Below are 26956 nucleotides of genomic sequence, written 5' to 3'. Positions count from 1 at the left end.
TCCCTCCGCGTTTTCTATCCAATCAGGAGCGTCCGGTGTCAGGATACACCGACGATACCTTTGTCATCCGAATCCGGTCCGATGAACCCGGGTGTTCCGGAGGGCGCGGGCTTTGCCGCTTCAGGTGTCGGAGTCTTCGCCGCGGCTGGTGATTTCTTTTCCCCGCTCTTCATTTCCGCGAGAACCCCCTCGGCGACCGCCACGGCCTCCTTTTTTTCCTCTGTGCTCATACCGGCAGTTGCCTTCGCAAAAGCCATGACCGTCTGGTCAGCCTTTACGGACTTACGGATGATCTCAATCGGCTTCAGTGTCTTCTGATCCTCATAGGAACGGAAGGGCTTATCAGCCTTCGGCAGAATCAGCGGCCGCAGGAAGAGTCCCATCTGCACTCTTTCATGCTGCAGCTCCTTGTGGAGTGACACGAGGAGCAGCGCAATCACGAGAGAGAACGGAAGCGCCGAAATAATCAGCACATTCTGCAGGGCTCCAAGACCGCCTGAAAGAAGCAATACGCAGGTGAGCTCGGAAAGCAGCACGCCCCAGATTGCTTTCGTACGGAGACGCGGTTCCAGATTTCCATTTTCACTCAGCATGCCGAGCACGAACGAAGCCGAATCGGCCGAAGTAATAAAGAACGAGAACACCAGCACTACGGCAACCATCGAGAGAACGCGCCCGAAATCGTAATGAGCGAGAGCACCGTACAGCACGGTTTCAGTCGGCAGATTCGCGAGATTCACACCGCCGATCTGCACCGCGGTCGTGAGCGAACCAAAGACCGCGAACCAGATGCAGCTGAAGATCGTCGGAATCAGGATCACGCAGAGCAGGAACTCACGGATCGAGCGGCCGCGCGAGATACGGGCGATAAAGATGCCGACGAAGGGAGACCAGGAAATCCACCAGGCCCAGTAGAAAATGGTCCAGGACTTGATCCAGTCGTGGTGACTCTGATCAAACGGTGCCACGTTGAAGCTCATGCTGATGAAGTTCTGCAGGTAATCGCCCGTTGAGGTCACCAGCACATTCATGGTCTGAGCGGTCGGACCGATCGCGAGAGCCGCGAGCACAAAAGCCACTGCGATGATGACGTTCGCGTTCGAAAGCCACCGGACGCCGCGGGAAATACCGGAGAGCGACGAGGCAATAAAGCAGATCGTCGTGATGCCAATGATGATCAGCTGAACCGTTGAGTTATTCGGAATGCCAAAGAGGTAATTCAGACCGCCATTAATCTGCATGGCACCGAACCCAAGGCTCGTCGCAACGCCGATCACTGTGGCAAGCACCGTCAGCACATCAACAGCTGTTCCGAGCGGGCCAGTAGCGTGCTTACCGAAAAGCGGCTTCAGCGTGACAGAAAAAAGCGCCTTTTCCTTTTTACGGAAACGGAAATACGCAAGCGCGAGAGCCACAATGCCGTACACCGCCCAGGCGGAGAATCCCCAGTGGAAGAAGGAATACTGGAAAGCGTCGCGGAGCGCTTCAACAGAACCCACTTCAGGTCCCGGAGTCGATGTCGCGAAGTGGGCGAGCGGTTCTGCCGCGCCCCAGAACACCAGGCCGATACCCATACCGGCAGAGAACAGCATCGCAATCCAGGAAGCCCGTGAAAACGTCGGCTTATCGCCCGGATTTCCGAGGTGGATGTTTCCGATCGGACTTATCATGAAAACCATGCAGACAATCACGATAAGTGCGACAAGAAGCAGATAGAACCATCCGAAATCGGTTGAAATGGTGTCGCAGAGCTGAGAGGTGGCCGCAAGGAACTGAGAGGGCCAGGCAAGACACGCCGCGGTGAGGCCCGCAACAATCAGAAGCGAGAACAGGAAGACAGGGGTGAGCTTTTTCTTTTCAGTTTTGGCTTTGACAGGATCCGCTTTTTCCTCTTCAGTAGCGACTGAGCCAAAGCCGGTTTCCCGGTCTTCCTCGTTGCTCGGCGTATGAAGCGGATAAAGGTCGTGAAAATCCCGATGCAGCTCATGCATCTCTGTCTTCAACTCCTCAGATATTTTTTTGTTTTTCTGCATTAAGCAAAATCTCCTTTAGAGTTGAACAGGGGACTGCTTTCTTGTCCTTCAGGCTCCGGGCAACACCCACTGCGGGGTCCAGCGGTTCAATGACCCGGAAAGCGCCGGGCTGATAAGCGGAATATTCCGCCCGAAATGAATGCGTCGCCGTGATGCGGTCAGGCAAATCACCTGAAGGTGAACTCTGTGCTTTTCGAAAACCCGGGAAGAGACTCTTTCCCGTCAGGATCCTCAGCTGACAGAATTCAATTAAGAGGCAGCTAATAATGACGGAAGCAAAATAACTGCTTCCAGAATTCAGAAACCGGAATGTTTCCCGGTTCAAACGGCATTCACGGTCCGGAGAATCAGAGGCTCCTTATTCCGTGAATAAACTTGCAGGTTTTCCTGGCACCCGCTGACGCTGTTTCCGTGCGGATGCAGTACGCAATATGCTTGAGAGCAATTGGCGCCGGGAGGCGCTTAAGCCGATGGGGTAATCTTTTTTCCCAGCCGGCAATTCCTGCAGACAGACTTAATTGTAACACAGATTAATTATCAATGCGAGGGTTTTTCCTGAAAGATATTTTATTCAGGCACTATCCTGCGTCATTTGTCATTATTTGTGCCATATCTTCTGCCAATCAAATAAAAACGGGATCACTGTATCTTCTGCCGCTGATTTCAGGACGTTCATCCCGCGTATTTCCCGGTATTGCTTAACCTCACCAGCCGGATTCCACGTCTTTGTGAAGAGTAAGTAAACCAAATAATAATGACCCGTTCTCAGAATTTATGGTCTACAAATTTTTAAGAATATCGGAAATGGCCAGGATTCCATCCTCCGACAGGGTCACTCGCTATCCTCTCGTTTAATCGTCATTTGCTGCATACGAATTTTATTTTCGTATGAAATAAGGTATACTGCTCCCCGTCCGGCGTCAAAACGGCGCCAAAATCATTTCGCAGCCTTCCGGGAACAATTCATGAAAAAACTGCCCGTTCTTCTTGCTTTATCCGTTATCTCCTCCGCGCTTCTTACCGGCTGCGGAAACAGTGTGAAGAAGGACAGCACTGAGCTCCGCTACTCTTCAATGAAGGACATCCGGAACATCAATCCCCATCTTTATCTCGGTGAAATGGCGGCACAGGCCATGGTGTTTGAGCCTCTCGTTGTCAGCACAAAGGATGGTATCAAGCCCTGGCTTGCCGAAAGCTGGACGATTTCTCCGGACGGCCGTACTTATACCTTCAGGCTTCGTCAGGGCGTCAAATACTCAGACGGGACTCCGTTTGACGCTGAGTCTGTCAAACTGAATATCGAGGCGGTGCTCCAGAATAAGATCCGGCACGCCTGGCTTGATTTCACCAACGAGATCGCCTCTGTCGAAGCCCCCTCCCCTGATACGGTGGTTCTTAAGCTCCATCATGCTTACTACCCGACGCTCACTGAACTAAGCGTCACGCGTCCGTTCCGGTTCATTTCCCCGAAATGCATGAAGAACGGTTCCACAAAGGACGGCGTTACCTGTCTCAGCGGCACGGGCCCCTGGGTACTGTCCGAACATAAGCAGAACCAGTATGCCGTTTTCAAGGCAAACACCTCCTATTGGGGCACGAAGCCGAAGCTTCAGAGCATTCGCTGGACCGTTATGCCAGACGCCCAGACGATGCTGATGGCGCTGCAGAAAGGCGAAATCGATCTTATCTTCGGTTCTGACGGCGACCAGATCACGAGTGACGCCTTCGCGAAACTTCAGAAGGAAGGCCAGTACGCGGTTCTTGCGAGTGATCCTATCGCGAGCCGCGCCGTGCTCCTCAATTCAAACCCGAAAAACGCCCCTGTCACCGCCGATCCGGCTGTACGTGAAGCGATTCAGCGCGCGGTCAACCGCAAGGCGATCACTGAAGGCGTTCTGAACGGGCTTGAGGCTCCGGCAGAAACGCTTTTCGCGAAAAATGTTCCGGGCTGCGATGTCCCACTGAAACCCCGCCCCTATGATCCTGCCGCGGCTGAGAAGATCCTTCAGTCTGACGGCTGGAAAAAGAGTTCTGACGGCATCTATATAAAGAATGGGAAACCCTGCGAGGTCACCTTCTGGTTCAACTCCAATAACACTCAGGAAAAGGCAATTGCTGAGGCTATTCAGTCTGATCTCGCGAAAGTTGGCATCCGCATGAATATCCGGGGTGAAGAAAAACAGGCTTATCTCGACCGTCAGAGAACCGGAAAGTTTGACATGCAGTACTCGCTCTCCTGGGGCGCTCCGTACGATCCGCAGAGTTACTTCTCAAGCTGGCGTATTCCGGCTCACGGCGATTTCCAGGCGCAGACCGGTCTGCCCGACAAGGCTCTGATTGATCGGGAGATTACATCTCTCATGACGGAACAGTCTGAAACGAAACGCGCCGCCATGATCCGCGACATTCTCACCCGGATTCATGACTCCGCGGTCTACGTTCCGATTTCCTACTCCCGAACCAAAGCGGTTTACCGCACTTCACTCTCGGGAGTGGGATTCAGGGTGTCGCAGTACGAAATTCCGTTTGAAGATATGTTCTTCAAAGACGCCAAATAAGGAGAGAGACGCCCAATGCTGCGGCTGATTCTGAAACGGATCATCTTTCTTATCCCGATTCTTATCGGGATATCGATGATTTCGTTTTTAATCACCTCTCTCTCGCCTTCCGATCCGGCTGAGGTCGCGATCCGCGTAAATGCCATGGTGCCGACACCTGAGCTCGTAGCGGAAACACGATCCGAAATGGGACTCGACCGCCCGATAATCGTCAGATGGGCGGATTGGATCACCTCTGCTCTTCATGGAGACCTTGGCCGCAGCTGGGTTTCCGGACGTCCTGTCGCGGAGGAATTTTCCAAGGCGCTCCCTGCCACACTGAAACTCGCGGCCGCAGCATTGGCCATCATCATTCCGTTCTCTGTCCTATGCGGCGCGGTCTGCGCGGCGCGCGAGGGCGGTAAAACAGATCACCTGATCCGATCTGCGGTCTTCGCCCTTTCCGCCCTCCCTGACTTCTGGGCCGGACTCCTCCTGATGTGGCTCTTCTCCGTTTTCCTTGGATGGCTGCCGACAAGCGGCATGACACGGCCGGATTCCATTATTCTCCCGGCCGTGACACTGTCACTCGCCTATATCGGCACCTATGTGCGCCTCATCCGGGCGGAAATGGTGGAAACAAATCATGCCGGCTGGGTGCTTTTCGCTGAGAGCCGCGGTCTATCACGGAACCGGATTCTGCTTCATAAACTGCTGAACTCTCTCCGAGGCAGCGCAACCGCACTCGCGATGTCTATCCCGAAGCTGATCGCCGGGGCTTTCGTTGTCGAATGTATTTTTGCCTGGCCCGGAATCGGCAGGCTTTGCGTCACGGCAATTTTCAACCGTGACTTCCCGGTGATTGAAGCCTATGTGCTGCTGATGGCGGTGTGTTTCATCCTTTTCAACCTGGCGGGAGACATCTTTACCGCCTGGCTTGACCCCCGTCCGAGACGGCAGGGCTCGACACTCTGAGGAGGGATGAAATGAATATTCTCTTCAGACGATTCAGAGAAAACCGCGGGGCGACCGCGGCTGCCGGGCTTATCCTCGCGATCGCGGTGATTGGGATTCTCGCCCCGGTTCTCCCGCTTTCCAGTCCGACTGAAATCAGTCTGACTGAAAAGCTCCTTTCACCGTCCCTCTCACACCTTCTCGGAACGGATTCTCTCGGCCGGGATCTGCTTTCACGTCTTATCTGGGGAATCCGCTCAACACTCTTCACGGGCGCGGCTGCCATGCTGATCACGTGCCTTGCCGGCGCTGTGTTTGGTGCGGTTTCTGTCATTCTGGGCGGCAGAGCCGAATCCCTGATGATGAGAGCCGCGGATATCTTTATGAGTTTTCCGTCAGCCGTCCTTGTACTCGCGATCGTCGGAATCGCGGGACCCGGGCTCGGCAATATCCTTTTTGCCTGCGCCGCGGCAAAGTGGCCCTGGTACGCCCGGATGATGCGGACCATTCTCCGCTCGATCATGCAGTCCGGATATGTTCAGTATGCCCGCGCGGCCGGTGCCTCAAGGTCTCATATTCTTTTCTCTCACCTGCTTCCGGGGGCGGCCGGAGAATTTTTCGTCCTGATGACGATTGATACCGGAGCCGTGATTCTGATGATTTCATCCCTCTCCTTCCTGGGACTCGGTACACAGCCTCCGACACCGGAGTGGGGAATGATGCTGTCAGAAGCAAAAAATGTTCTCTCACTCTACCCCTGGCAGATGCTTCCCCCGGGACTCGCGATTCTGATCACGGTCGCCGCCTTTAATTTCCTCGGAGACTCACTTCGGGATGTTTTCGATATGCGGCATGTCACTCTGGAAGGAGATCAGGCATGAATGAGCTGATTCTGAAAACTGACCGTCTGCAGATAAAGGCCCCAAACGGCCGGACTCTTGTAAGAGATGCATCCTTCGAAGTGCGTTCTGGAGAATGCATCGCGATCGTTGGTCCGTCCGGCGCCGGAAAAACCACGTCTGTCCTCGCTTCGCTGGGGCTTCTGCCCGCGCGGTTCAGCCTCTCGGGGAGCATTTCCTGGCTGGGCGGTCCCGCCATTCCGGCCTCATCCTCCCGTCCCTTCCGTCTCGGCCGGGACGCCGTGCTGCTCACTCAGCAGCCGATGGAAGCCTTTGATCCCCTGATCCGGATCGGGCTCCAGATTGAAGAAACACTGACAAGCGCTTTCCCAGACATGGGAAAGCCTGAGGCGCGATCCTCCATCCTTGCCACGCTTCGCCGTTTGGGTTTTGATCGGCCCGAAGACGTAATCCGCCGTTTCCCATGTGAGCTCTCAGGTGGCATGCTGCAGCGATGCATGACAGCTATCGTCCGGCTTCTCAAACCGCGCCTGATTGTTGCTGACGAACCGACCTCGGCCCTCGATATTCTTTCCTCCTCATCTGTCCTCACGGAACTTCTCGATGCGCAGAAGGAAACCGGGGCCGCCCTGATTGTGATCACGCATGACGTGGCGTCTGTAATGTCAATCGCATCGCGGCTTTATGTCGTCGATCAGGGGAATACGGTCGAAACCCTCATTCCAGGGAGACTCGCGGATGCAGAGCACCCCGCTTCCAGACGGCTTCTTTCCGCGCTCAGAACTCTGCCTGAAGACCGCCCGGCAATGCCCTCCTCATCCACTCCATTTATTGAAGTTAGGGATGTGTGCAAAACCTATGCCGGCCCCGGATTTCTTTTCCGCGGCAAAGGCACCAAAGTTCTTGATCGCGTTTCCTTTACTCTGAAAAGAGGCGCCTGCACAGGGCTTATCGGACTCTCAGGCGCTGGGAAAAGCACACTTTCACGGATTCTTCTGGGACTGGAAAAAGCGGATTCCGGACAGGTGCTTTTCGAAGGAATGATGGTCCAAGCCTGGAAAAAAGCGCACCCAGGGTCGCTCAGCGTTGTGCTGCAGAACTACACGGACTCGGTGAATCCCCATAAAACCGTTGGGGACATCATCGCGGAGCCTCTGCGGATCGCAGGCCTGAATGCCGGAATCCCGCAGAAGACCGCGGTAATGCTTTCAAAGGTCGGACTCCCCGAGGACTTCGCGAAGCGATTCCCGCATGAACTCTCCGGCGGTGAACTCCAGCGGGTCTGCATCGCGCGGGCTCTGGCTCCCGCCCCCCGATTCATCATTTTTGATGAAGCGCTTTCCGGGCTCGATGTCGCACTGCAGCAGGACATCCTGCGGCTCCTTTGCAGCCTTAAAACCCCTGAGTCAACCTGGCTCTTTATCACTCACGATCTGGCAGCCCTTCGGTCAATCTGCACCGATGCCGTCCTGCTCGAGGATGGCCGCGCTGCGCTTCAGATCGATACCCGGGCAATCGACACGTCTGAGAATCCGCTCCTCAGACGGCTTGCCTCACTTTTTAAAGAAAAAACCCGGCTTGCGGCCGGACTCACACTGAAAGGCAGACCATGATTTCTGAACAGCTGACCGAAAAAACTTCCATAACCCCGTCCCTTATCCAGACGTTTGATCGCGATATTGAAGAGGAAATTACTGAATACTGGAATCGCCGCGCTGAGGGGTTCGGAAAAACACGTCTCGCTGAACTTTCGGGGCCGGTGAAATCCCGCTGGATGCATGAGATTGCCTCTGCGGTGCTAGGCACCCTCCATCCTCTCCGTATCCTTGACGTGGGTACCGGAACCGGTTTCTTCCCGATCATCACGGCGCCGCTCGGCCATCAGGTAACAGGGATTGATCTGTCACCTGAAATGATTGCTGAAGCAAAAGCGGCGGCGGCTCACTTCGACGTCAACGCCGAATTCCGGGTCATGAACGCTCAGGCACTGGACTTTGAGGATGAAACGTTTGATCTCATCCTCACCCGCAATCTCACCTGGACACTGCCAGACGCGAGAACCGCCTACAGCGAATGGTTCCGCGTTCTGAAGAAGGGCGGCCGTCTGATCAATTTCGATGCTGACTACGGTTCTGTGTCCTTCGAGTCTCTGACTCATGACCTCAAGGATCAGGGGGTCGAGAACGCCCATAAGGGGCTGTCAGACAATTCCCTAGCTGAATGCGATCGGATCAAGGACAGCCTTGGAATCAGCGCCGAACGCCGTCCGGATTGGGACTTTCAGGTGCTGACCGAAATCGGTTTTGAGCGCGTCTCCCTTGACAATTCTCTTTCTGACCGGATCTATCTTGAATGCGATGAAACATTTAACCCGGTCCGGATGTTCCGTATTGATGCTGTAAAAGCCTGAATTCGTTCTCTGACTCAAGGAACCTCACCATGAATTTTCGACTCACAGCTGCACTGGGAGCTGCTTTTCTGATACCGGGGACTGCCTTTGCTTTTGATCTGACACTTTACGGTGTCATTGATACCGGACTTCGCTACTCCCATACCACCACTGAAGGCACTACAACAGACAGCCTCCAGATGATGAGCGGGCAGAACGCCGGTTCCCGTTTCGGCTTCAAAGGCGGGGAATCGCTCGGCAGCGGCTGGAGAGTTGGGTTCAAACTCGAAAATCAGTTTGAATCAGACACCGGGAACGAAAAAGGCGGGCGGCTCTTCCACCGCCAGTCGACAGTGGATGTCAGCTCTCCCTACGGCACAGTCACTTTTGGCCGGATCGGCACCTTTTCCTCCGCAGCCGGAACGTATGACCTGTTTTTCGGCACCGGAGACGCTTTTGACGGGGGGGATGGCCTCATTACCGGCCCCTATTCCTTTGACACGCGCCGCAACAACACGGTGACTTATGAGTCTCCCTCTGCCGCCGGGTTCACGGGGTACCTCCAGTATTCCTTCGCGCAAGGCAATGAAGCACCGCATGAGAGCGGGAATGAACGATATCTCGGTGCTGCCGCATCCTACCGACGGGGAGCCCTGAACGCTGTCATCACAGCGGAACGCGTCCGATACGCCGCCGTTACCGGTTTCGGAAAGCGGGATGATAAACAGGTCTATGGGCTTGCGGGGAGTTACGACTTTGGGACTTTCAGGCTTCTCGGCGGTCTGCAGTATGTCACCGGAGCAGATAATCTCGCTGGACTTTGGCTTGGGAAACTCGCTGATGGATCGACAGATTACGGCCGCCTCAGCAGTACAGCGGTTGGTCTCGGCGCGGTCATTCCACTCGGGAAAAACAAAGTTGAAGTGATGACAGGGTACGCCACCGGCCGCTACGGCAAAGAATTCGCGCAGGCAGGCGAAACGTACGATCTGACAGGCTTCAGCGCGGCGATCCGCTATCACTATGCCTTCAGCAAGCGGACTGAGATTTATACCGGCATCGGGTACCAGCAGTACAAAAAGGACTTTGACACGGCGCCGGGGCAGAAAACCCGGATTACGCAGGTTGCTGCCGGAATAACACACCGTTTCTGATTATGTTTTTATACATTTTATGAATAGGAATCCGCATGACGGATACCCCACAAAACCCCTTCTGATTTACGCGCAAAAAACCGCGGCAAGGGCGCGGCGTATAGTCGCACCTTAACCCCTGGCAGCGGTTTTAATCCAATGCGCCTCAGTTTATCGAGCTTTAAGCGCTTTGATCCTCTGAACGGCTTCCGGCGGCAGCTCAATCATCAACTCACCGGGCTGCGGCGCTGAAGGTGCCGGAAATTCTTTTCCGTCTTCTTCATAAAAGTCGATCGAAGTGACCAGCGCGTCTAGCGCCATCTCTTTCAGTTCTTCAATGCTTTCGGCCTCAGTCAAAGCCTCCGGCACATCCCGGAATGAGCCGATAAAGCCTCCTTCCCCATTTGGGGTGGCTTTTGCTGGATATTGATAAATTTCAGTCATCGTTTTATTTCTCAGTTTCTGTTTTATTTTCCGAAGAGGATTCAACAGATTTCTTTTTTCAGTGAACTTCTTGCAGCGCCGAAACGTCCGAGCACTCAGTTCCGTCATTTCAGTAAATAAAAAGCCTGGGGAAATCTGTCATTCCTCAGGCTTTCGCTTCTCAATTCAGATCAGCGTTTTGAGCGGGATTATTCCCACTCAATCGTCGCCGGCGGTTTTCCGGAGACGTCATAGCAGACACGGTTGATGCCCTTCACTTCATTGATAATGCGGTTGGAGACCTTGCCGAGAAGCTCATACGGCAGGTGAGACCACTTGGCCGTCATGAAGTCCGTCGTTTCGACGCAGCGCAGCGACACCACCCAGTCGTAAGTACGGCCGTCGCCCATGACGCCCACAGAGCGCACCGGGAGGAAAACCGTGAAGGCCTGGGAAACCTTGTCGTACCAGCCGGCGTTATGCAGTTCTTCAATGAAGATCGCGTCAGCCGCGCGTAGCAGATCCGCGTATTCCTTCTTCACTTCGCCAAGGATTCGGACACCAAGGCCCGGGCCGGGGAACGGATGACGGAACACCATCTCGCGGGGCAGGCCCAGCTTGATACCGAGTTCACGCACTTCATCCTTGAAGAGTCCGCGGAGCGGCTCAAGCAGCTTCAGGTGCATATCGGGAGGCAGGCCTCCGACGTTGTGGTGAGACTTGATCACCTTCGCTTTCTTCGTCTTCGCGGCGGCGGATTCAATCACGTCAGGATAAATCGTGCCCTGGGCAAGCCACTTCGCGCCGGTAAGCTTCTTCGCCTCTTCCTGGAAGCAGGCAACGAATTCACGGCCGATGATCTTGCGCTTCTGTTCAGGATCCGCAACCCCCTTCAGGGCGTTCAGGAAGCGCTCTTCCGCGTTCACCACGACAAGCTTCATGCCGAGGTTCTTCTCAAACATTTCCTGAACCTGCTGGCGCTCATTCAGTCGGAGAAGACCGTTGTCAACAAACACGCAGGTGAGCTGCTTACCGATAGCCTTGTGAATCAGAACCGCAGTAACGGAAGAATCCACACCGCCCGAAAGGCCGAGAATCACTTCATCGGAACCCACCTGGGCACGGATGCTTTCAATCGCTTCGTTCGCGAAGTTACCCATTTCCCAGTCCGGATTGCAGTTGCAGATACCGAGCACAAAGCGCTGCAGAATCTCGCGGCCCTTTTCCGTGTGGGTCACTTCCGGGTGGAACTGAACGCCGTAGAAGTGACGGTTTTCGTCCGCCATTGCCGCGATCGGGCAGGAGGGAGTGGACGCCATCACGACAAAGCCCGGGGGAAGCTCGGAAACACGGTCACCGTGGCTCATCCAGACCTTCAGGAAACCTTCACCATTCGGGCCCTTGAAGTCTTCGATGCCTTCCAGCAGCTTCGTGTGGTTATGGGCACGGACCTCAGCGTAGCCGAATTCACGCTTCGTGCCCGGCTCAACCTTGCCGCCGAGCTGAGTCGCCATCGTCTGCATGCCGTAGCAGATGCCGAGAACCGGAACACCGGCGCTGAACACCGCGGGGCTCGCCTGATCATTCGACTCCTCATAGGCGCTCATATAGGAGCCGGAGAGAATAATGCCCTTCGGCGCAAATTCACGGATGAAGTCTTCAGAGACATCATTCGGATGGACTTCGCAATACACATGCGCTTCTCGGACACGGCGGGCGATCAGCTGGGTGACCTGGCTGCCGAAGTCGAGAATCAGAATGCGATCATGATTCATGGGGGAACACTCTTTCAAGTTAGAAGAAAAGCAAAGCGGATACATTGGCCAGCAGGAGCACTGCCGCTTTCCAACGTATCCGCTGATTTTAATTCATCAATTCAGATCGAATTATCACTGCTGGTGATAGTTCGGAGCTTCCTTCGTGATCTGAACGTCATGGACGTGAGATTCGCGCATACCGGCAGCCGTGATCTCAACGAACGCGGCCTTGTGGCGCATATCGTCGATCGTCGGGCAGCCGCAGTAGCCCATGGAGGAATGCAGACCGCCCATCAGCTGATAAATGATGGCACCGACCGGTCCCTTGTAGGGAACCATGCCTTCAATGCCTTCCGGAACGAACTTGGAGATGTTGCCCTGGTTGTTGTCCTGGAAGTAGCGGTCAGCGGAGCCGTGGCTCATAGCGCCGAGGGAACCCATGCCGCGGTAGGACTTGAAGGTGCGGCCCTGGGAGAGGATCACTTCGCCCGGAGCTTCATCAGTACCGGCGAACATGGAGCCCATCATCACGGAGTAAGCGCCGGCAGCGAGAGCCTTGGCGATATCACCGGAGAAGCGGATGCCGCCGTCAGCGATCAGCGGAACGCCGGTGCCTTCGAGAGCTTCAGCCACATTGGAAACAGCGGTAACCTGCGGAACGCCAACACCGGCAACGATACGCGTCGTGCAGATGGAGCCCGGGCCGATACCGACCTTGACAGCGTCAGCGCCGTTGTCGACGAGAGCCTTGGCAGCGTCACCGGTAGCAATGTTGCCGCCGATCACCTGAACATTCGGGTAGTTCTTCTTAACCCAGTTGACGCGGTCAAGCACACCCTGAGAGTGGCCGTGAGCGGTATCAACGCAGAGGACGTCAACGCCGGCTTCAACCAGCGCTTCGATACGCTCTTCAGTGCCGGCACCGACGGAAACAGCAGCGCCGCAGAGGAGCTTGTCGGAGGCGTCGTGAGCGGCGTTCGGGAATTCAGCAGCCTTGACGATATCGCGGACCGTCATCAGGCCGGCGAGCTTGAACTGATCGTCAACGACCAGAACGCGCTCGAGGCGATGCTGGTGCATCAGAGCCTTGGCTTCTTCGAGGGAGGCGCCCTTCTTCACAACGACGAGGCGTTCGCGGGGAGTCATGACGGCAGAAACCGGCACATCCTTGCGGTCTTCGAAGCGGACGTCGCGGTTCGTCACCATGCCGAGAACCGTGCGGTCTTCAGCGACAACCGGGAAACCGGAGATGCGGCGCATACGGGAGAGACGAAGCACGTCAGCAACCGTCATATCGGGGCGGACGGTGATCGGATCATTCACGATACCGGCTTCGAAACGCTTCACCTTGCGAACTTCAGCTGCCTGGGCCTGAGCGGACATATTCTTGTGAATAATGCCGATGCCACCCTGTTCAGCGAGAGCAATAGCGAGACGGGATTCAGTAACCGTATCCATGGCTGCCGAAACGAGCGGAATGTTGAGCGTGATTTCGCGCGTCAGCTTGGTTTTCAGGGAAGTCTGTCTGGGAAGCACATTGGAGTACGCCGGAACGAGAAGAACGTCATCGAACGTGAGTGCTCTCTGAAGGAGTCGCATGGTTAACCTCTGAGCAAAAAAAAAAGTCCCTCCGGCAAGGCATCTGCCGTGGTCCGAGTGCTGAACGGGGGAACTGTTCAACGAGAATCTCGGATACAGGTTAACGGCGCATTATAGCTACCATTCTGATAAAAAGTCAAGCCCCGGCGAAACAAAATCTCCGGGACCGATTTCCCGCCGCCGCAAAGACGTAGGAAAAGCCCACTGACAGTAATGATTCCACTGGAAACGCCTGATTTACGGGGGGGCCAACAGAAAAAAGTGGGGCGGCTTCATCGGCAGCCGCCCCAAAATGCACTCTGGATTCTGACTTCTCTCTGTGCCCTACTTCATCATCCTGCGGCAGACTGCCGCGAAAACAAGTCCCAAAAGACAGAACGCCGCGCCAACCATACAGCAGTCTGAGAAGGCAAAGCCCGTGTTCTGCATCCAGCGCATCAGCGCGGGGCCGCCGAATCCTGCGGCAGCGAAGCCGCAGAACATGATCCCGTAGTTGACGCTTGAATGCGCAGTACCAAACCTTTCAGCTGTAAAGCCCGGGTAAATAGCCATAAAGGCGCCAAAGGAGAGTCCCACGAGGACACAGCCCAGGTAGTACTGCGCGAAATCCCCCATCCCCGCGGTCATCAGCGTAAAGAGCCCGGCGAGCGACAGGCAGAGCGCTCCGGCAAGCACCGCGATCCGCCCGAGATGGTCAGAAAGAATTCCCGCCACAAGGCGGCCCGCCATATTGAAAAGCGCAATGACAGAAACCGATACCGCCGCGGCCGCAGCCGTCATCCCGATTTCATGGCGCGCGATGGATGCCGCCTGGGAAATAATCATCATCCCCGCGAAGGCCCCGCTGAGAAGCAGCGCGATCATGGGGTAAAAGACCGGGCTCCTCAGCATTTCGCGCCAGGTGAGCCCTTTCGCCTCTGCTTTCGCTTTTTTCACCATGCCGTGCGGCACGAAATCAGGAGGACACTGCCTGCAGACAAACCCACCGGCCATGATGGCAACCCCACAGACCGTTCCGAGAATAATGAACGTCGCGGTAATGCCGACAGTGCCAATCAGAGCCTGAGCAATCGGCGGCACAAGCACCGAACTCATGCCATAGGCCGCCGTCACGATACCCCCTGCCATCCCGCGTCGGTCCGGGAAATAACGGACAGCGGTAGTGATGCAGGCCCCATAGGTCAGCCCCAGACCCAGACCGAAAAGACCGCCGTACGCCGCAATCAGAGTCCCCACGGATTCCGCGAGACCGCAGCAGATCAGCCCTAAGCCCATCAGGAAACCGCCTGCCACAATGACGGTCCGGGGACCGAATCGGTCATTGATCGCTCCCCCCAGAATCATCGGAATCGGTCCCACCGCATTCGCGACCCCGAACGCAATAGCGAGGTCACCCGACGTTACCGCTGTGCCGAGGACTGATGAGAGCTTCGCGGCGCTCGCGGCCGCCAGCACACTCCAGGCGTAGATCGATCCCGCGCAGAGGTTAATCAATCCTATGACCGCGAGAATCCACCAGCGGCGTTTTTCGAGCTGCAGCGTCATTTCGGCGTTCATGCTCTTTCTCTCCTTAAGGCAGACCGCTTATCAAAGGACCTGCAATTCCGATTCGAGCGTTTTTTCCGCTTCTTTTCGGCTCTGAATGAAAAAGTCTACTCGGCTCTTCATCGCTCTGACCATCTGGGACGCGGATTTCATCTGGTCCTCAAGCATCAGAGGAGAAGCGCTTCCCGGGGTTTTTCGGTTTTCAAGAATGTGACGGGGCTTCACCGCCTGTTTCAGCTGCCCGGTGCTCAGCGGGAAAGACTGAGGAAGGTCCTTGCCTGCCGCAAATTCAGACCAGACACCGCAGAAATCCTCGTACTTCACATTGGCTGGCGTCAGTCCCTTCTCCCGGGCATATGTCACAAACCGGGAGGCAAACCCATGCCCTGTCCGAAAATCAATCCCGGCCTCCCGCATCAGCGTATCGGCGATCTCCTGCGTGCAGGTCCATTCGGCGTTCAGCTCGGCGAGTGCTCTTTCCCGATCTACCCGAAGCGACTTCACAATACCGGCAAAGGTTTTCACAACCACAGCCGCGTCTGTCATCAGACTCTCCATAGACCAGGAGTCGCGGACATCCGCCATGCCAAGCGTCAGGTTCTGCATACGCATCAGAACTCCCTGCGCTTCTCCGATCACGAGACCCGCATCCCGCCGGCAGTCGTTGATAAGACCGGGATTCCGTTTCTGAGGCATCGCGCTCGAGTGATAGACGCCATTCGGATCCACGCTGTGAATCCAGGGCTTTGTCTGGGAATACTGCGTCATGAAATCCGCAAGAAACGCATCAATATGAAGCATGACAGAGGCCGCGATCTGGCTTGCCTCAAGCGGGAGGTCATTTCCGCGGCACTGCCCCGCGTCAAACGCGTTATCCGCTGTCCGTTCAAACCCAAGCAGTTCAGCCATACGGGCGGAATTGAGCGGCCAGCCGGTACCGTTGCAGACGCAGCTTCCCATCGGGCAGACATCGTGACGCCGAACGCATTCCACCATGCGCTCAATATCGCGGCTGAATACGTAGACCTGAGCGAGGAGATAGTGGCTGTAAAGCGTCGGCTGCGCCTGAACGCCATTTGTATAAGCCGGAACAAGCGCGTCTGACTCCCGCTTCGCGGTTTCAAGAAGCGCGTCGCAGAGCCGGGCTGTTTCACCCGCGAGCATCATCAGTCGTTCCTGATTCAGCGCGGCGTTCGACGTCGCGAGAATATCCTGACTTGAGCGCCCCGCATGAAGCCGGCTCGCTTCCATGCCGCAGAGCTTCAGAAGTTTCGGCTCAAACTGAATATAAAGATCGCAGTGCTGGGCGCCTGGCTCCGCCGCTTCCCGTCGGAGTTCATCCAATGCGGAGCGGATTTTTCTCGCGAGTTCCCGGTCAAGCAGCCCGCTCTCAACATTCGCCACAACCGACGCGCGGTTGATCTGCTGCAGCCAATACTCCGTGTCATGCACTATCGATTGATCCGGTGCCTGAACCTTACCCACATGGAAACCCAACATGTTTACCCTGCTCCACAATAACTTTTTATTCATCCGCGGCCAATCGGCGTCCTGCCAGAAATAGCCGCCGACCGCGTAGATCGATGTACGGCGGGAAAGCGGATAGATATAGCCGAGGCCGAGATTCACGCGGTCGTACTTGTTCTGGTTCGACGTGTTGTTGTTTTCGCCGAAACCCCAGGCGGCGGAAACCTTGACCGTTCCGCCAGCCGCGGGAACATCAACGCCGGTCGAGAAAGCCCAGCCGTCAAGCCCTTTTGTCAGATCACCCGCGTGCTGAAGCGGCGCGTATTCCTTCGTGGAATAGCCGCCGATCCACTTCGTGTTTTTCAGATACTGGGCTGTGCCATACAGCGTGAAACGGTCAAACTTATAGTGCCCGCCCACGGTGGCTTTCCACGTATCCTTATCCGTCAGACGGCTCGCGGAATTGCCGGCAGCGATCCAGTCAACGACCGCCGCAACGTACGAGCGGTTTCCGGTCCAGTTGATACCGACTGCGGTCCAGCGATCTGTGTCAGAGGTCCCCTCTGTCGCGTCGTTCTTACCGCCGAACGAATGCTGGAAGTGGAGCTGAGCCCCATGCATTACAGGGGTCTTGTAGTTGATCATGTTGTTCCAGCGAGCCGACGCAAGCGTACCGGTAAACTTCCAGCCGCCCGTCATATTGCCCCAGCCGGCACCGAACGGATTCACGCGGCTGTTCAGCAGCCCGGTCGTACCGGAACCGGTTGACATGGCTGGCATACGGCCGCCCTTCAGTTCGCCCCAGATCTTGGAACGGAAGCCGACAGAAGACTCACGTTCAAACAGCACGTTATTCATATAAAGCGTGCCGTCATCCGCGAGGAACCCGTCTTCAAGGTGGAAGATCACTTCAAGATTGTCGGAAAGTTTTTCAGAGCCCTTGATACCCCAGGTGCTCACATTTCCCGTTCCTTCTTCAACACTGTGGCTCGTACCCTGACGCGTCACATAGCCGGCGCTATCAAGGACGTTCGCCTTGGACTGGCCAACCGGCCCCTTCATCCCGGTGTTGCCGTCTTCATGCCGGTAGGTAACCCCCTGGTCCAGGAATCCAAAAACCTCAACGTTGGCTGCGGATGCCTGCTGGACCGCGCCGATCAGCGCAAGCGCCACGGAAGCGGCGAGAAGTGAATGCTTTTTCATGAACGATCTCCTATTGATTGTTTTTTGACAGGGAGCCGAAAGTCCTGTCTATTGTTGGTATTCCGCCAGGAAGGACTTCAGTCCGAAGCCCCATCCGGCGAACGGCTTCCAAACCTGCCTCAGTGACGAGAACGGTGCCGCCGCGACCAATCACCCGGCCATCCCGAAGAACGGTTTCGCCTCTTACAAAGGTGTGAACCGCGGTCATCCGCTCAGGGTCATAGAGCGTGAGATCCGCGTCAGCCCCGGCTGACAGCCTCCCCTTCTTATCAAGCTTCAGCATTCGGGCAGGAATGAGGGAGGTTTTCGCGGCAAACTCGAGCGCCGAGAGTCCGCCAAGCTTCATCAGGCCGCAGCCCCCGCGCACAATGACGTTCCGCGGCAGGACGCCGCCATCCGTGCTGATCCCATCCACGAGGAACGTGCCGTCAGCGCGCTTCGCGGTCGCGAAGAAAGTCCTCGCGATGATCGGATTCACAGCTCCGAACGAACCGTCTTTCGCTTCTCCGGAGAGGAAGGCTTCAACCCCCTCTTTGGGAGGAAGAAGCACTAGCGTTCCGTTTCTCGGGGCAATAGCGCGAAGCACATCCGCTTTCATCGCAGCGACAGCTCCATCCCGAGTGGGTTCAAAACCGAAGAACCTGAGCTGCGCAGACAGAATCTCCGAGGCGGGTTTCCCGTCCGCGGTGAAATTCAGCGGGCATCCATTCCTGTCCGAGAGATAGCTCTCAGTCACGATTTCCGGATGGGAAGCCAGGAGTGACTCCGCTTCTTTGCATTCATCGAGAATGCCGTTCACGCGTCCCCGGCAATAGGCATTGATATGAGCGAGGTGGAAGGGGTGGCCAGACGCCAGCTCGACCGCCTCTTTCATACCCGTAATGTTGGAACCCGCTTTCGTTGTTCCCGCGTGCCAGGCAGCGTAAATTCCCCGCTCCGCGGCAATACGGATGATTTCAGCTGAGGCTTCAGGAGTAAGCGGAAAGTGCCCGCCAAGGATCTTCACGCCGAACGCGCCGTCCTCAACCGCTTTTGTCATCGCGCGGTCAATTTCTTCAGTCTTCGGATCGTTTCCTGAAAGGTTGTCACCGGGGATCATGGCGGTCAGCACCGCGACGTTGATCCCAACACCCGCTTCCGGCATATAGCTCAAGACTTTCGGCGCGGGACCCGCCATTTCGAGGCAGGTCGTCACACCGCTTTCTGCGGTCATCCGCATGCCAAAGGGGTGAGAGGCAAGGTGAAGATGTGTATCGATGACGCCTGGCTGCACCGTGAGGCCGGAGGCGTCGAGCTCTTCCGTACCTTTGCTGCTGATCGACTCGGATACTTCCGCGATCATTCCGTTTTCGACAGCGACGTCCGCCTTCCCGGCGAATCTGGATTCCGGATCCACCACAAAACCATTTCTGATGATGAGGTCGTACATTTTTCTTTCCTCACACCAGTATCAGGGCAGCAACCAGAACGCCGACCGTCATACCAGGAACAAGGCGCTTCACGACCGCGACCGGGTTTGCGGCAGCCATACCGGCCACGATGATGATGGAACCAGCGAGCGGACTCGCGGTACGGCCGAACTGACCCGCCATAATGGCGAGAAGACCGAGGGAATTAGGCGACATTCCAAAGCTCACAGCGTGAGGCGTCACAGCCTGGTTGAAAGCCCAGATTGCCGCTTCACCTGAACCCGTGCCAATCGCCATCAGATACGGGCCAAGAGCAGCGCCCCAGCGGGCGAGCTCGTTCGAGCTCTTCAGGAATTCAATGAAGGCCGCGACCGCACCGGTCACCTGAAGACCAGCTGTAAAGACACCGGCCGCGACAATCTGGCCGATCACCTGCGCGTAACCGGAACCCATGCCTTTGAAGAAAGCCTTGGAAAGCTCACCCGGATTCGCGAGCGTAACAAGCGCGATCACCAGCGTACCGATCAGCATGGCGGCCACAACGTCGAGCCCGGCTTTCGGGAACCAGATAGCGGCGACCATGAGGACCGCGAGCGGAACGAGCGGGCAGATGGCACGGAGGTAGCTCACCTTGAATTCTTTCTTTTCGCCCAGGTTCAGCCCCTGCATTTCTTCCGCGCTCGGTTTGTGATCACGGAAACCGAAAATTCCAACGACGGCGTTAACGAGCGTCGCGATGACAACCAGTCCCACCACATACGGAGCCGCCCAGGCAATGAAAGCCATCAGATCCATGTTGGCCATCTTCGCGACGTAAATGTCATGCGCGCAGCCAGGGTTCAGAAGAAGTCCCGCCATCGTGCCGCCGCCAACGGCCGCGGCAGCGGCTGCCGGACGGATGCCAGCGCGGATAAGGAGAGGGATGAAAGTCGCACCGGCGGTTGCGGCCGTACCGGCAGCCGACATGATGGCGATATTGATGGCGAAGGTGAGAAGCGTCGTAACCGGAATCAGGAGACCGCCGAGCTTCTTAAGCGGGGCGGCGACTGCGGCAACCAGATGTTCGTCACACTTGGAAGCGGTCACAACGGCAGCAAAACCCATAGCCGAGCAGATTGCCGGAACCAGGGTGATATTCGTCATCCCCTTGACGAACGCCTGAAAGGCCTTCATCGGATCCCCGCCGACAATACACATGGCAAAACCCGCCAAGAGCAGAACCATTCGGGTTTCATACCGTTTAACAAGTCCTACCACCGCAAGAACAATGGCCGCACATGCGAACCAAATCTGCCAGGTCATTCTGATTCTCCTATCTCTCTCATGGATCCCCCCGGGGTCTCTTCTGGCAGGGATTTTTTTCTTGAACAGTCTGATTATCCGGAGAAGATAGATTTCAGAAAAGACAATTTCATCAATATAGAATTGGCATAAATGCAATAATTAACGTAGACTTAGATCCTAATCTGGACTCAAACTATTGTTAAACAGCCAATCTGAGAAGATGCCTGTTGCAAAAATGGGACATCAGATTGCAGTTTCTTCCAGAATTCCGGGAAAATACCCATACGATTTACCTAACTCCTTAAGGTTTGTATGAGTACCTATCCCGGGGAAAATGGAATACGTCTTAAGAAATACGAATAAAAAGATCCGGAGAGAAATGTGAATCGTTTGGACGACATGAATTCATGGCGGATGTTCTGTGAAATCGTTCGGGCTGAAGGACTTAATGCCGCCTGCGAGCGGCTGGACTGTGAACCCAGCACCGCGAGCCGGGCAATTCATGCGCTTGAAAAAGAACTGGGAGCTCCGCTTTTCTCTCGCTCTTCACGTCCTGTCAAACTGACCCAGCTGGGGCATGAGGCCTATCAGGCAGCGCTGAAACTGACCGCGACTCACGAGGACATGATCCGCTCACTGAAAGGCGATAAAAGCAAGCTCTCTGGACTCATCCGGGTCACCTCCCACGCGGGCATCGGTCCTGCGAAAATCACACCGGCGCTGGTCGAATTTCAGAAAATTTATCCGGATATCCAGTTCGAGCTGAGCGAACTCTCGGCTCCCCTTCCGGATGGTTTTATGACCTCTGACGGCAATCTGGTCGATGTAGCTGTCGGCTATGGGGAAGACAACCTGATTCCAGGAGTGATTCAGCGTTATTCCGGGGAAATGCCTTTTATTCCCTGCGCTTCACCTGCCTATATCAGAAAGCACGGGTTCCCCCATCAGGCAGATGACTGCCAGAAACATACCGGCGTCCTGATCAATACACCAACCCGATCCGCAACAACGGTGCTTCTGAAAGGGGCAAAAACCGCGACCATCAAGTGGAAATCCACGCTCGTGGTTCATAACCTGATATCGGCCAAGACCGCAGTAATGCTGGGGGCTGGTGTCGTTCCGGATCTTTCCCTCTATCACTGCGCGGATGATATTGAGGCGGGAAATCTTGTCGCCGTGCTGGACGGCTGGAGGAGAAAGCCTCTTCCCTGCTTTGTCTTCGCAAGGGAGGAGTCGTATGAAAAGCGGAGAGTTCAGGTTTTTGTTGACTGGCTCGCGGATCACGAGGAACGGTCAATGAATCGTCTGAAAGCCCGATTCCCCGATTTCTATCATTGACCTCTGCTGTTATGGCAACGAAAAACTCTCAGATTCCTATGAGGAATCCGAGAGTTTTTTAGTTCGGCTCAGAAAGTCCGAACTTTTACTTCTTCAGATGAGCCTTGATGTAATCAGCGACGTGATAACCGTAGACCGCTGCGTTTGTCAGCTGCGCGCCGCCGACGTAATTGTCATAGAAGAGGCCGCCGGCCGCGTTGCCGATCGCGTAAAGCCCCGGAATCGGCTGATTCTCAGTATCTAGAACCTGTGCGTCCGTATTCACCAGAGGGCCGCCGAAAGTGGCGGTCATTCCGCCCTGGAACGGCACAGCGTAGAACGGAGCCTTTTTCACGGGGCGGGCAACCTTCAGCGTATTCGGGGGCACGAGTTTCGCGCGGGTGTTATTCGCGCAGGCCTCGTTATATTCATCCACAATCTTCGTCAGCTTCTTCGGATCAAGACCCGCTTCCTTGGCGAGAGCCTCGATCGTATCGGCCTTATAAACCGGCGCGTGGTTCTTTGCGTAGGAATTCCAGTCGTTTGCGAGGACCTTCAGGTTATGAACATCCTCGTCAACGATCATGAAGGCCCAGTTATCCGAAGTCTTCGCCGCAGTGTCACGCGCCATCTGAACATAGGTCTGTCCTTCGTCCGTGAATCGCTCGGTTCCATCCTTTGAGACGCAGATCCCGTTATTCACGATATTCAGAGGATTAGCGCCGGTAGGCCCATGAATCGGGCCGCAGTGATACTGATCGACATTCACAAACTTCGCGAAGAGCGGATCCGTAAGTTTGATGTTTTCACCGGCAATAATGCGGGAACCGCGAATCGGCATGCGTGCGGCCGCAGCCCCCGCGTATTGGGTCACCATGGCCTGGTTCGCGGAGAAACCGCCGGTGGCAAGAACCACACCGCCGCGGGAACGGATATCGCTGTAACCATCCTTGGTCTTGACGCGGACACCGTCAACAACCCCCTTCGAATTCTGAAGCAACTGCACAACCTTGGTGTTGAACATCATTTTTACACCGAGGCTCTTTGCTTTCTTCTGAAGATCGAGCGCCAGCTGGGAACCGCCAGGCTGGGTCGGCCCCTGAACAAGATGGGACCGGGTAAGCATTGGGAAAATGAAATGCATGCCGGTCTTGAATTTGATGCCGCAGTAGTCAGCCATCCATTCAAGCGTCTGATCAGCATGATCGACAAAGTAGCGGGTGAGCGCAGGGTCGCCATGTCCCTTGGACACTTTGATCATGTCGTCATAGAACTTATCTGTCGTATCGCCGGAGATTCCCGCGGCCCGCTGCATCTTCGTATTCGTGCCGAGCATAAAGCCCGCGGCGTAAATCGTATTGCCAGAGGAATCCATCATCTTTTCGAGCAGCAGAGTCTTAAGACCGATCTGAGCCGCGCGAACCGCGCAGACAAGACCGCCGCAGCCGGCACCGACAATGATGAGATCGTAGGCAGCTGTTCCTTTGGAACCTTTTTTGGCCGCAGCTTCTGCGGTGCCGGAGGAAAGAACGGCGGCACCGGCTATTGTGGCGGCAGCGCCTTCAAGAAAATGGCGGCGAGACGGATTATTCATGACGAACCTCCTTCAATCAGATATGAGGATTGAACTACGACAATGCCAATATTGTCGAATTCTATTCCCGTTTCTGTGATTTTTAAATCAAGGAAATACCGTTCTGACCGTCAGGGTCAGATTACCGTCATGAAACTATTTGAAAAGACAGGAATTTGTGTGGGGCGTCAGCCCCACACGGAATCTAAGCTTTTAAGAAGCTTTCAAAGGTCGCGCATAAAACAAAACCCTCGAAAGAAAAACTTTCGAGGGTTTTGAAGGGGGGAGCCTGACAGTGACCTACTTTCACCGGAAATACAACCGACTATCATTGGCGCGAGAGCGTTTCACCGTCCTGTTCGGAATGGGAAGGGGTGGGGCCACTCTGCTATGGCCGTCAGGCAAAGGCTTTGCTTTCAAAGTTTTTTAGGACTTCTGAAGCGAATTCTTTGGGAAGGAATGAAATCACATGGCTTGCTTTTCCACATTCACACACTTCTTTCTTTTTGCAAGCTTCCTTTCAAAACCTTTGCTGTCATTTAACTAAGCAGCACGGTTATAGGATCAAGCCGCACGGGCAATTAGTACCAGTTAGCTTCACGCCTCACAGCGCTTCCACACCTGGCCTATCAACGTCCTGGTCTCGGACGACCCTTCAGGGAGGTCAAGCCTCCGGGAAGACTAATCTTCAGGCAAGTTTCCCGCTTAGATGCTTTCAGCGGTTATCTCTTCCGCACATAGCTACTCGGCAATGCGACTGGCGTCACAACCGATACACCAGAGGTGCGTCCACTCCGGTCCTCTCGTACTAGGAGCAGCCCCTGTCAATCTTCCAGCGCCCGCGGTAGATAGGGACCAAACTGTCTCACGACGTTTTAAACCCAGCTCACGTACCTCTTTAAATGGCGAACAGCCATACCCTTGGGACCGGCTACAGCCCCAGGATGAGATGAGCCGACATCGAGGTGCCAAACACCGCCGTCGATATGAACTCTTGGGCGGTATCAGCCTGTTATCCCCAGAGTACCTTTTATCCGTTGAGCGATGGCCCTTCCATGCAGAAGCCACCGGATCACTATGACCTGCTTTCGCATCTGCTCGACTTGTCTGTCTCGCAGTCAGGCACGCTTTTCCCATTGCAGTATCCTCACGATTTCCGACCGTGATTAGCGTACCTTCGCACTCCTCCGTTACCCTTTAGGAGGAGACCGCCCCAGTCAAACTGCCCACCATGCACGGTCCCCAGCCAGGATTACTGGCCCAGGTTAGAACCTCAAACAAATCAGGGCGGTATTTCAACGACGGCTCCGAATGAACTGGCGTCCATTCTTCAAAGCCTCCCGCCTATCCTACACAGATCGGTTCAAAGTCCAATGCAAAGCTACAGTTAAGGTTCATGGGGTCTTTCCGTCTAGCCGCGGGGAGATTGCATCATCACAAACATTTCAATTTCACTGAGTCTCGGGAGGAGACAGTGTGGCCATTATTATGCCATTCGTGCAGGTCGGAACTTGCCCGACAAGGAATTTCGCTACCTTAGGACCGTTATAGTTACGGCCGCCGTTTACTGGGACTTCGATCAGGAGCTTGCACCCCATCAATTAATCTTCCAGCACCGGGCAGGCATCACGCCCTATACGTCGACTTTCATCTTTGCAGAGCGCTGTGTTTTTAGTAAACAGTTACAGCCACCGATTCTCTGAGACCTCTTCGCCCTTTGGGTTTCTCTCCCATCAAGCTACAAAGGCACACCTTCTTCCGAAGTTACGGTGTCAATTTGCCGAGTTCCTTCTCCCGAGTTCTCTCAAGCGCCTGAGCATATTCAGCTCACCCACCTGTGTCGGTTTACGGTACGGTCGCCGTTGAACTGAAGCTTAGAGGTTTTTCCTGGAAGCGCTTCCAGTGGCTTCGTCTTCAAAAGAAGACCCGATCCTTCGTCCTGGGTATACGCCTGCGGATTTGCCTGCAGGCACCCATCGCTCGGAAGCCGGGACATCCAACACCCGGTCCACTCTGGCTGCTCCGTCACCCCATCGCATTCAACGCCGGTTCAGGAATATTAACCTGATTTCCATCAGCTACGCTTCTCAGCCTGGCCTTAGGAACCGACTCACCCTGCTCCGATTAACGTAGAGCAGGAAACCTTGGGTTTGCGGCGAGCGGGCTTTTCACCCGCTTTATCGTTACTCATGTCAGCATTCGCACTTCTGATACCTCCAGCAGACCTTACGATCCACCTTCGCAGGCTTACAGAACGCTCCCCTACCACTCACACTAAAAGTATGAATCCGCAGCTTCGGTTATCAACTTAGCCCCGTTACATCTTCCGCGCGGAAGGACTCGATCAGTGAGCTATTACGCTTTCTTTGAAGGATGGCTGCTTCTAAGCCAACTTCCTGACTGTTTTAGCCTTTCCACTTCGTTTTCCACTTAGCTGATATTAGGGACCTTAGCTGGCGGTCTGGGTTGATTCCCTTTTGAGTCCGGACGTTAGCACCCGGTGCTCTGTCTCCTGTACGAAGCTTTCTGGTATTCGGAGTTTGCCATAGTTTGGTAAGACGCCATGTCCCCCTAGCTATAACAGTGCTCTACCCCCAGAAGCTCATATACAAGGCACTACCTCAATAGTTTTCGGGGAGAACCAGCTATCTCCAGATTTGTTAAGCCTTTCACCCCTAACCACAGCTCATCCTCTGGTTTTGCAACACCAGTAGGTTCGGCCCTCCAGTGTGTGTTACCACACCTTCAGCCTGGCCATGGTTAGCTCATCTGGTTTCGGGTCTATGCCATGCGACTGAATCGCCCTGTTCGGACTCGCTTTCGCTGCGCCTCCCCTAGTCGGTTAGGCTTGCCACATAACATAAGTCGCTGACCCATTATGCAAAAGGTACGCAGTCACCCCGAAGGGCTCCTACTGTTTGTATGCATGCGGTTTCAGAATCTATTTCACTCCCCTCCCGGGGTTCTTTTAACCTTTCCTTCACAGTACTAGTACGCTATCGGTCGATCACGAGTATTTAGCCTTGGAGGATGGTCCCCCCATGTTCAGCCAGGGTTTCACGTGCCCCGACCTACTTTTCGAATCCTCAGTACCTTGAGATAAACGTCCCGTACGGGGCTATCACCCACTATGGCGAGCCTTTCCAGACTCTTCCAGTGTTTTTCTCAATATCGAATTCAGGCTGTTCCGGTTTCGCTCGCCGCTACTTCCGGAATCTCGGTTGATTTCTTTTCCTGCAGCTACTGAGATGTTTCAGTTCGCCGCGTTCGCCTCCATACGCTATGTATTCACGCATGGATCAAGCTAAAGCTTGGAGTTCCCTCATTCGGAGACCCCCGGATCAAAGCTCGTTGTCAGCTCCCCGGGGCTTTTCGCAGACTGCCGCGTCCTTCATCGCCTGTGATCGCCAAGGCATCCACCACATGCACTTAGTCGCTTGATCCTATAACCCTGCCGCCTTTTACCCGGCACG

At 55.2% G+C, this 26956-nt stretch carries 16 protein-coding genes and 2 rRNA genes; 7 read left to right on the top strand and 11 right to left on the bottom strand.

Annotated features, from left to right (window positions below; translation table 11 throughout):
* Positions 1–38 precede the first annotated feature (38 nt).
* The gene (locus tag BN1936_RS06500; RefSeq protein WP_022443564.1) at positions 39–2033 is read right to left on the bottom strand and encodes a BCCT family transporter; all 1995 of its coding nucleotides are present in this window, start codon (positions 2031–2033) and stop codon (positions 39–41) included.
* A 965-nt stretch (positions 2034–2998) separates the two neighbouring features.
* Here BN1936_RS06500 and nikA point away from each other — a divergent pair.
* The 6 genes from nikA to BN1936_RS06470 are packed head-to-tail and all read left to right on the top strand — an operon-like array spanning position 2999 to position 9927.
* Positions 2999–4591 carry a nickel ABC transporter substrate-binding protein gene (gene nikA, locus BN1936_RS06495; RefSeq protein ID WP_022443563.1) on the top strand — a complete coding sequence of 531 codons (1593 nt, stop codon included), beginning with the start codon at positions 2999–3001 and terminating at the stop codon, positions 4589–4591.
* Between the two features lie 15 nt (positions 4592–4606).
* A complete protein-coding gene (gene opp1B, locus BN1936_RS06490; RefSeq protein WP_022443562.1) occupies positions 4607–5545 on the top strand; it encodes a nickel/cobalt ABC transporter permease in 939 nt (312 codons plus the stop codon).
* Between the two features lie 11 nt (positions 5546–5556).
* A complete protein-coding gene (locus tag BN1936_RS06485; RefSeq protein WP_022443561.1) occupies positions 5557–6405 on the top strand; it encodes an ABC transporter permease in 849 nt (282 codons plus the stop codon).
* Positions 6402–7997 (top strand): ABC transporter ATP-binding protein, encoded by a 1596-nt coding sequence (locus BN1936_RS06480; protein WP_049686983.1) that lies wholly within the window; start codon positions 6402–6404, stop codon positions 7995–7997. The genes BN1936_RS06485 and BN1936_RS06480 overlap by 4 nt, the downstream gene beginning before the upstream one ends.
* Entirely contained in the window at positions 7994–8794 is an 801-nt protein-coding gene (locus tag BN1936_RS06475; protein WP_022443558.1) for a class I SAM-dependent methyltransferase, read from the top strand. The genes BN1936_RS06480 and BN1936_RS06475 overlap by 4 nt, the downstream gene beginning before the upstream one ends.
* 29 nt (positions 8795–8823) lie before the next feature.
* Positions 8824–9927 (top strand): porin, encoded by a 1104-nt coding sequence (locus BN1936_RS06470; RefSeq protein ID WP_022443557.1) that lies wholly within the window; start codon positions 8824–8826, stop codon positions 9925–9927.
* 150 nt (positions 9928–10077) lie between these two features.
* On the opposite strand, the gene BN1936_RS11190 is transcribed toward BN1936_RS06470, so the two are convergent.
* The 7 genes from BN1936_RS11190 to dcuC all read right to left on the bottom strand — a co-directional run bounded on the left by BN1936_RS11190 (position 10078) and on the right by dcuC (position 20533).
* Positions 10078–10350, bottom strand: coding sequence for a type II toxin-antitoxin system HicB family antitoxin (locus BN1936_RS11190; RefSeq protein ID WP_022443556.1), 273 nt, complete (start codon positions 10348–10350; stop codon positions 10078–10080).
* 188 nt (positions 10351–10538) lie between these two features.
* Positions 10539–12104 carry a glutamine-hydrolyzing GMP synthase gene (gene guaA, locus BN1936_RS06460; RefSeq protein WP_022443555.1) on the bottom strand — a complete coding sequence of 522 codons (1566 nt, stop codon included), beginning with the start codon at positions 12102–12104 and terminating at the stop codon, positions 10539–10541.
* A gap of 114 nt (positions 12105–12218) precedes the next feature.
* Positions 12219–13685, bottom strand: coding sequence for an IMP dehydrogenase (gene guaB / locus BN1936_RS06455; RefSeq protein ID WP_022443554.1), 1467 nt, complete (start codon positions 13683–13685; stop codon positions 12219–12221).
* Positions 13686–14009: 324 nt separating this feature from the next.
* A complete protein-coding gene (locus BN1936_RS06450) occupies positions 14010–15242 on the bottom strand; it encodes an L-lactate MFS transporter (protein ID WP_086936884.1) in 1233 nt (410 codons plus the stop codon).
* A gap of 30 nt (positions 15243–15272) precedes the next feature.
* Positions 15273–17900, bottom strand: a complete 2628-nt coding sequence (locus tag BN1936_RS11745; protein ID WP_022444339.1) for a porin — start codon at positions 17898–17900, stop codon at positions 15273–15275.
* Between the two features lie 10 nt (positions 17901–17910).
* The gene (locus BN1936_RS06435) at positions 17911–19329 is read right to left on the bottom strand and encodes an amidohydrolase family protein (RefSeq protein WP_049686982.1); all 1419 of its coding nucleotides are present in this window, start codon (positions 19327–19329) and stop codon (positions 17911–17913) included.
* 10 nt (positions 19330–19339) lie between these two features.
* Complete coding sequence (gene dcuC, locus BN1936_RS06430; protein WP_232422083.1) at positions 19340–20533, bottom strand: C4-dicarboxylate transporter DcuC; 1194 nt, start codon at positions 20531–20533, stop codon at positions 19340–19342.
* Between the two features lie 441 nt (positions 20534–20974).
* Here dcuC and BN1936_RS06425 point away from each other — a divergent pair, with 441 nt between their 5' ends.
* Entirely contained in the window at positions 20975–21931 is a 957-nt protein-coding gene (locus BN1936_RS06425) for a LysR family transcriptional regulator (protein ID WP_022444337.1), read from the top strand.
* Between the two features lie 85 nt (positions 21932–22016).
* On the opposite strand, the gene BN1936_RS06420 is transcribed toward BN1936_RS06425, so the two are convergent.
* The 3 genes from BN1936_RS06420 to BN1936_RS06410 all read right to left on the bottom strand — a co-directional run bounded on the left by BN1936_RS06420 (position 22017) and on the right by BN1936_RS06410 (position 26926).
* Entirely contained in the window at positions 22017–23504 is a 1488-nt protein-coding gene (locus BN1936_RS06420; RefSeq protein ID WP_049686980.1) for an FAD-dependent oxidoreductase, read from the bottom strand.
* 266 nt (positions 23505–23770) lie between these two features.
* A 5S ribosomal RNA gene (gene rrf / locus BN1936_RS06415) occupies positions 23771–23885 on the bottom strand.
* A gap of 158 nt (positions 23886–24043) precedes the next feature.
* Positions 24044–26926 (bottom strand): 23S ribosomal RNA (locus tag BN1936_RS06410).
* Positions 26927–26956 lie beyond the last annotated feature (30 nt).

The sequence above is a fragment of the Dakarella massiliensis genome (genome assembly GCF_001182045.1).
Taxonomy (GTDB): Bacteria; Pseudomonadota; Gammaproteobacteria; order Burkholderiales; family Burkholderiaceae_F; genus Mesosutterella; species Mesosutterella massiliensis.
Note: the sequence above shows the minus strand (reverse complement) of the source record. Positions and strands in the feature narration are given on the sequence as shown.

Coding starts and splice junctions, on each gene's coding strand:
- BN1936_RS06500 (WP_022443564.1), bottom strand. CDS start 2,033: ATGCAGAAAAACAAAAAAATATCTGAGGAGTTGAAGACAGAGATGCAT.
- nikA (WP_022443563.1), top strand. CDS start 2,999: ATGAAAAAACTGCCCGTTCTTCTTGCTTTATCCGTTATCTCCTCCGCG.
- opp1B (WP_022443562.1), top strand. CDS start 4,607: ATGCTGCGGCTGATTCTGAAACGGATCATCTTTCTTATCCCGATTCTT.
- BN1936_RS06485 (WP_022443561.1), top strand. CDS start 5,557: ATGAATATTCTCTTCAGACGATTCAGAGAAAACCGCGGGGCGACCGCG.
- BN1936_RS06480 (WP_049686983.1), top strand. CDS start 6,402: ATGAATGAGCTGATTCTGAAAACTGACCGTCTGCAGATAAAGGCCCCA.
- BN1936_RS06475 (WP_022443558.1), top strand. CDS start 7,994: ATGATTTCTGAACAGCTGACCGAAAAAACTTCCATAACCCCGTCCCTT.
- BN1936_RS06470 (WP_022443557.1), top strand. CDS start 8,824: ATGAATTTTCGACTCACAGCTGCACTGGGAGCTGCTTTTCTGATACCG.
- BN1936_RS11190 (WP_022443556.1), bottom strand. CDS start 10,350: ATGACTGAAATTTATCAATATCCAGCAAAAGCCACCCCAAATGGGGAA.
- guaA (WP_022443555.1), bottom strand. CDS start 12,104: ATGAATCATGATCGCATTCTGATTCTCGACTTCGGCAGCCAGGTCACC.
- guaB (WP_022443554.1), bottom strand. CDS start 13,685: ATGCGACTCCTTCAGAGAGCACTCACGTTCGATGACGTTCTTCTCGTT.
- BN1936_RS06450 (WP_086936884.1), bottom strand. CDS start 15,242: ATGAACGCCGAAATGACGCTGCAGCTCGAAAAACGCCGCTGGTGGATT.
- BN1936_RS11745 (WP_022444339.1), bottom strand. CDS start 17,900: ATGAAAAAGCATTCACTTCTCGCCGCTTCCGTGGCGCTTGCGCTGATC.
- BN1936_RS06435 (WP_049686982.1), bottom strand. CDS start 19,329: ATGTACGACCTCATCATCAGAAATGGTTTTGTGGTGGATCCGGAATCC.
- dcuC (WP_232422083.1), bottom strand. CDS start 20,533: ATGGTTCTGCTCTTGGCGGGTTTTGCCATGTGTATTGTCGGCGGGGAT.
- BN1936_RS06420 (WP_049686980.1), bottom strand. CDS start 23,504: ATGAATAATCCGTCTCGCCGCCATTTTCTTGAAGGCGCTGCCGCCACA.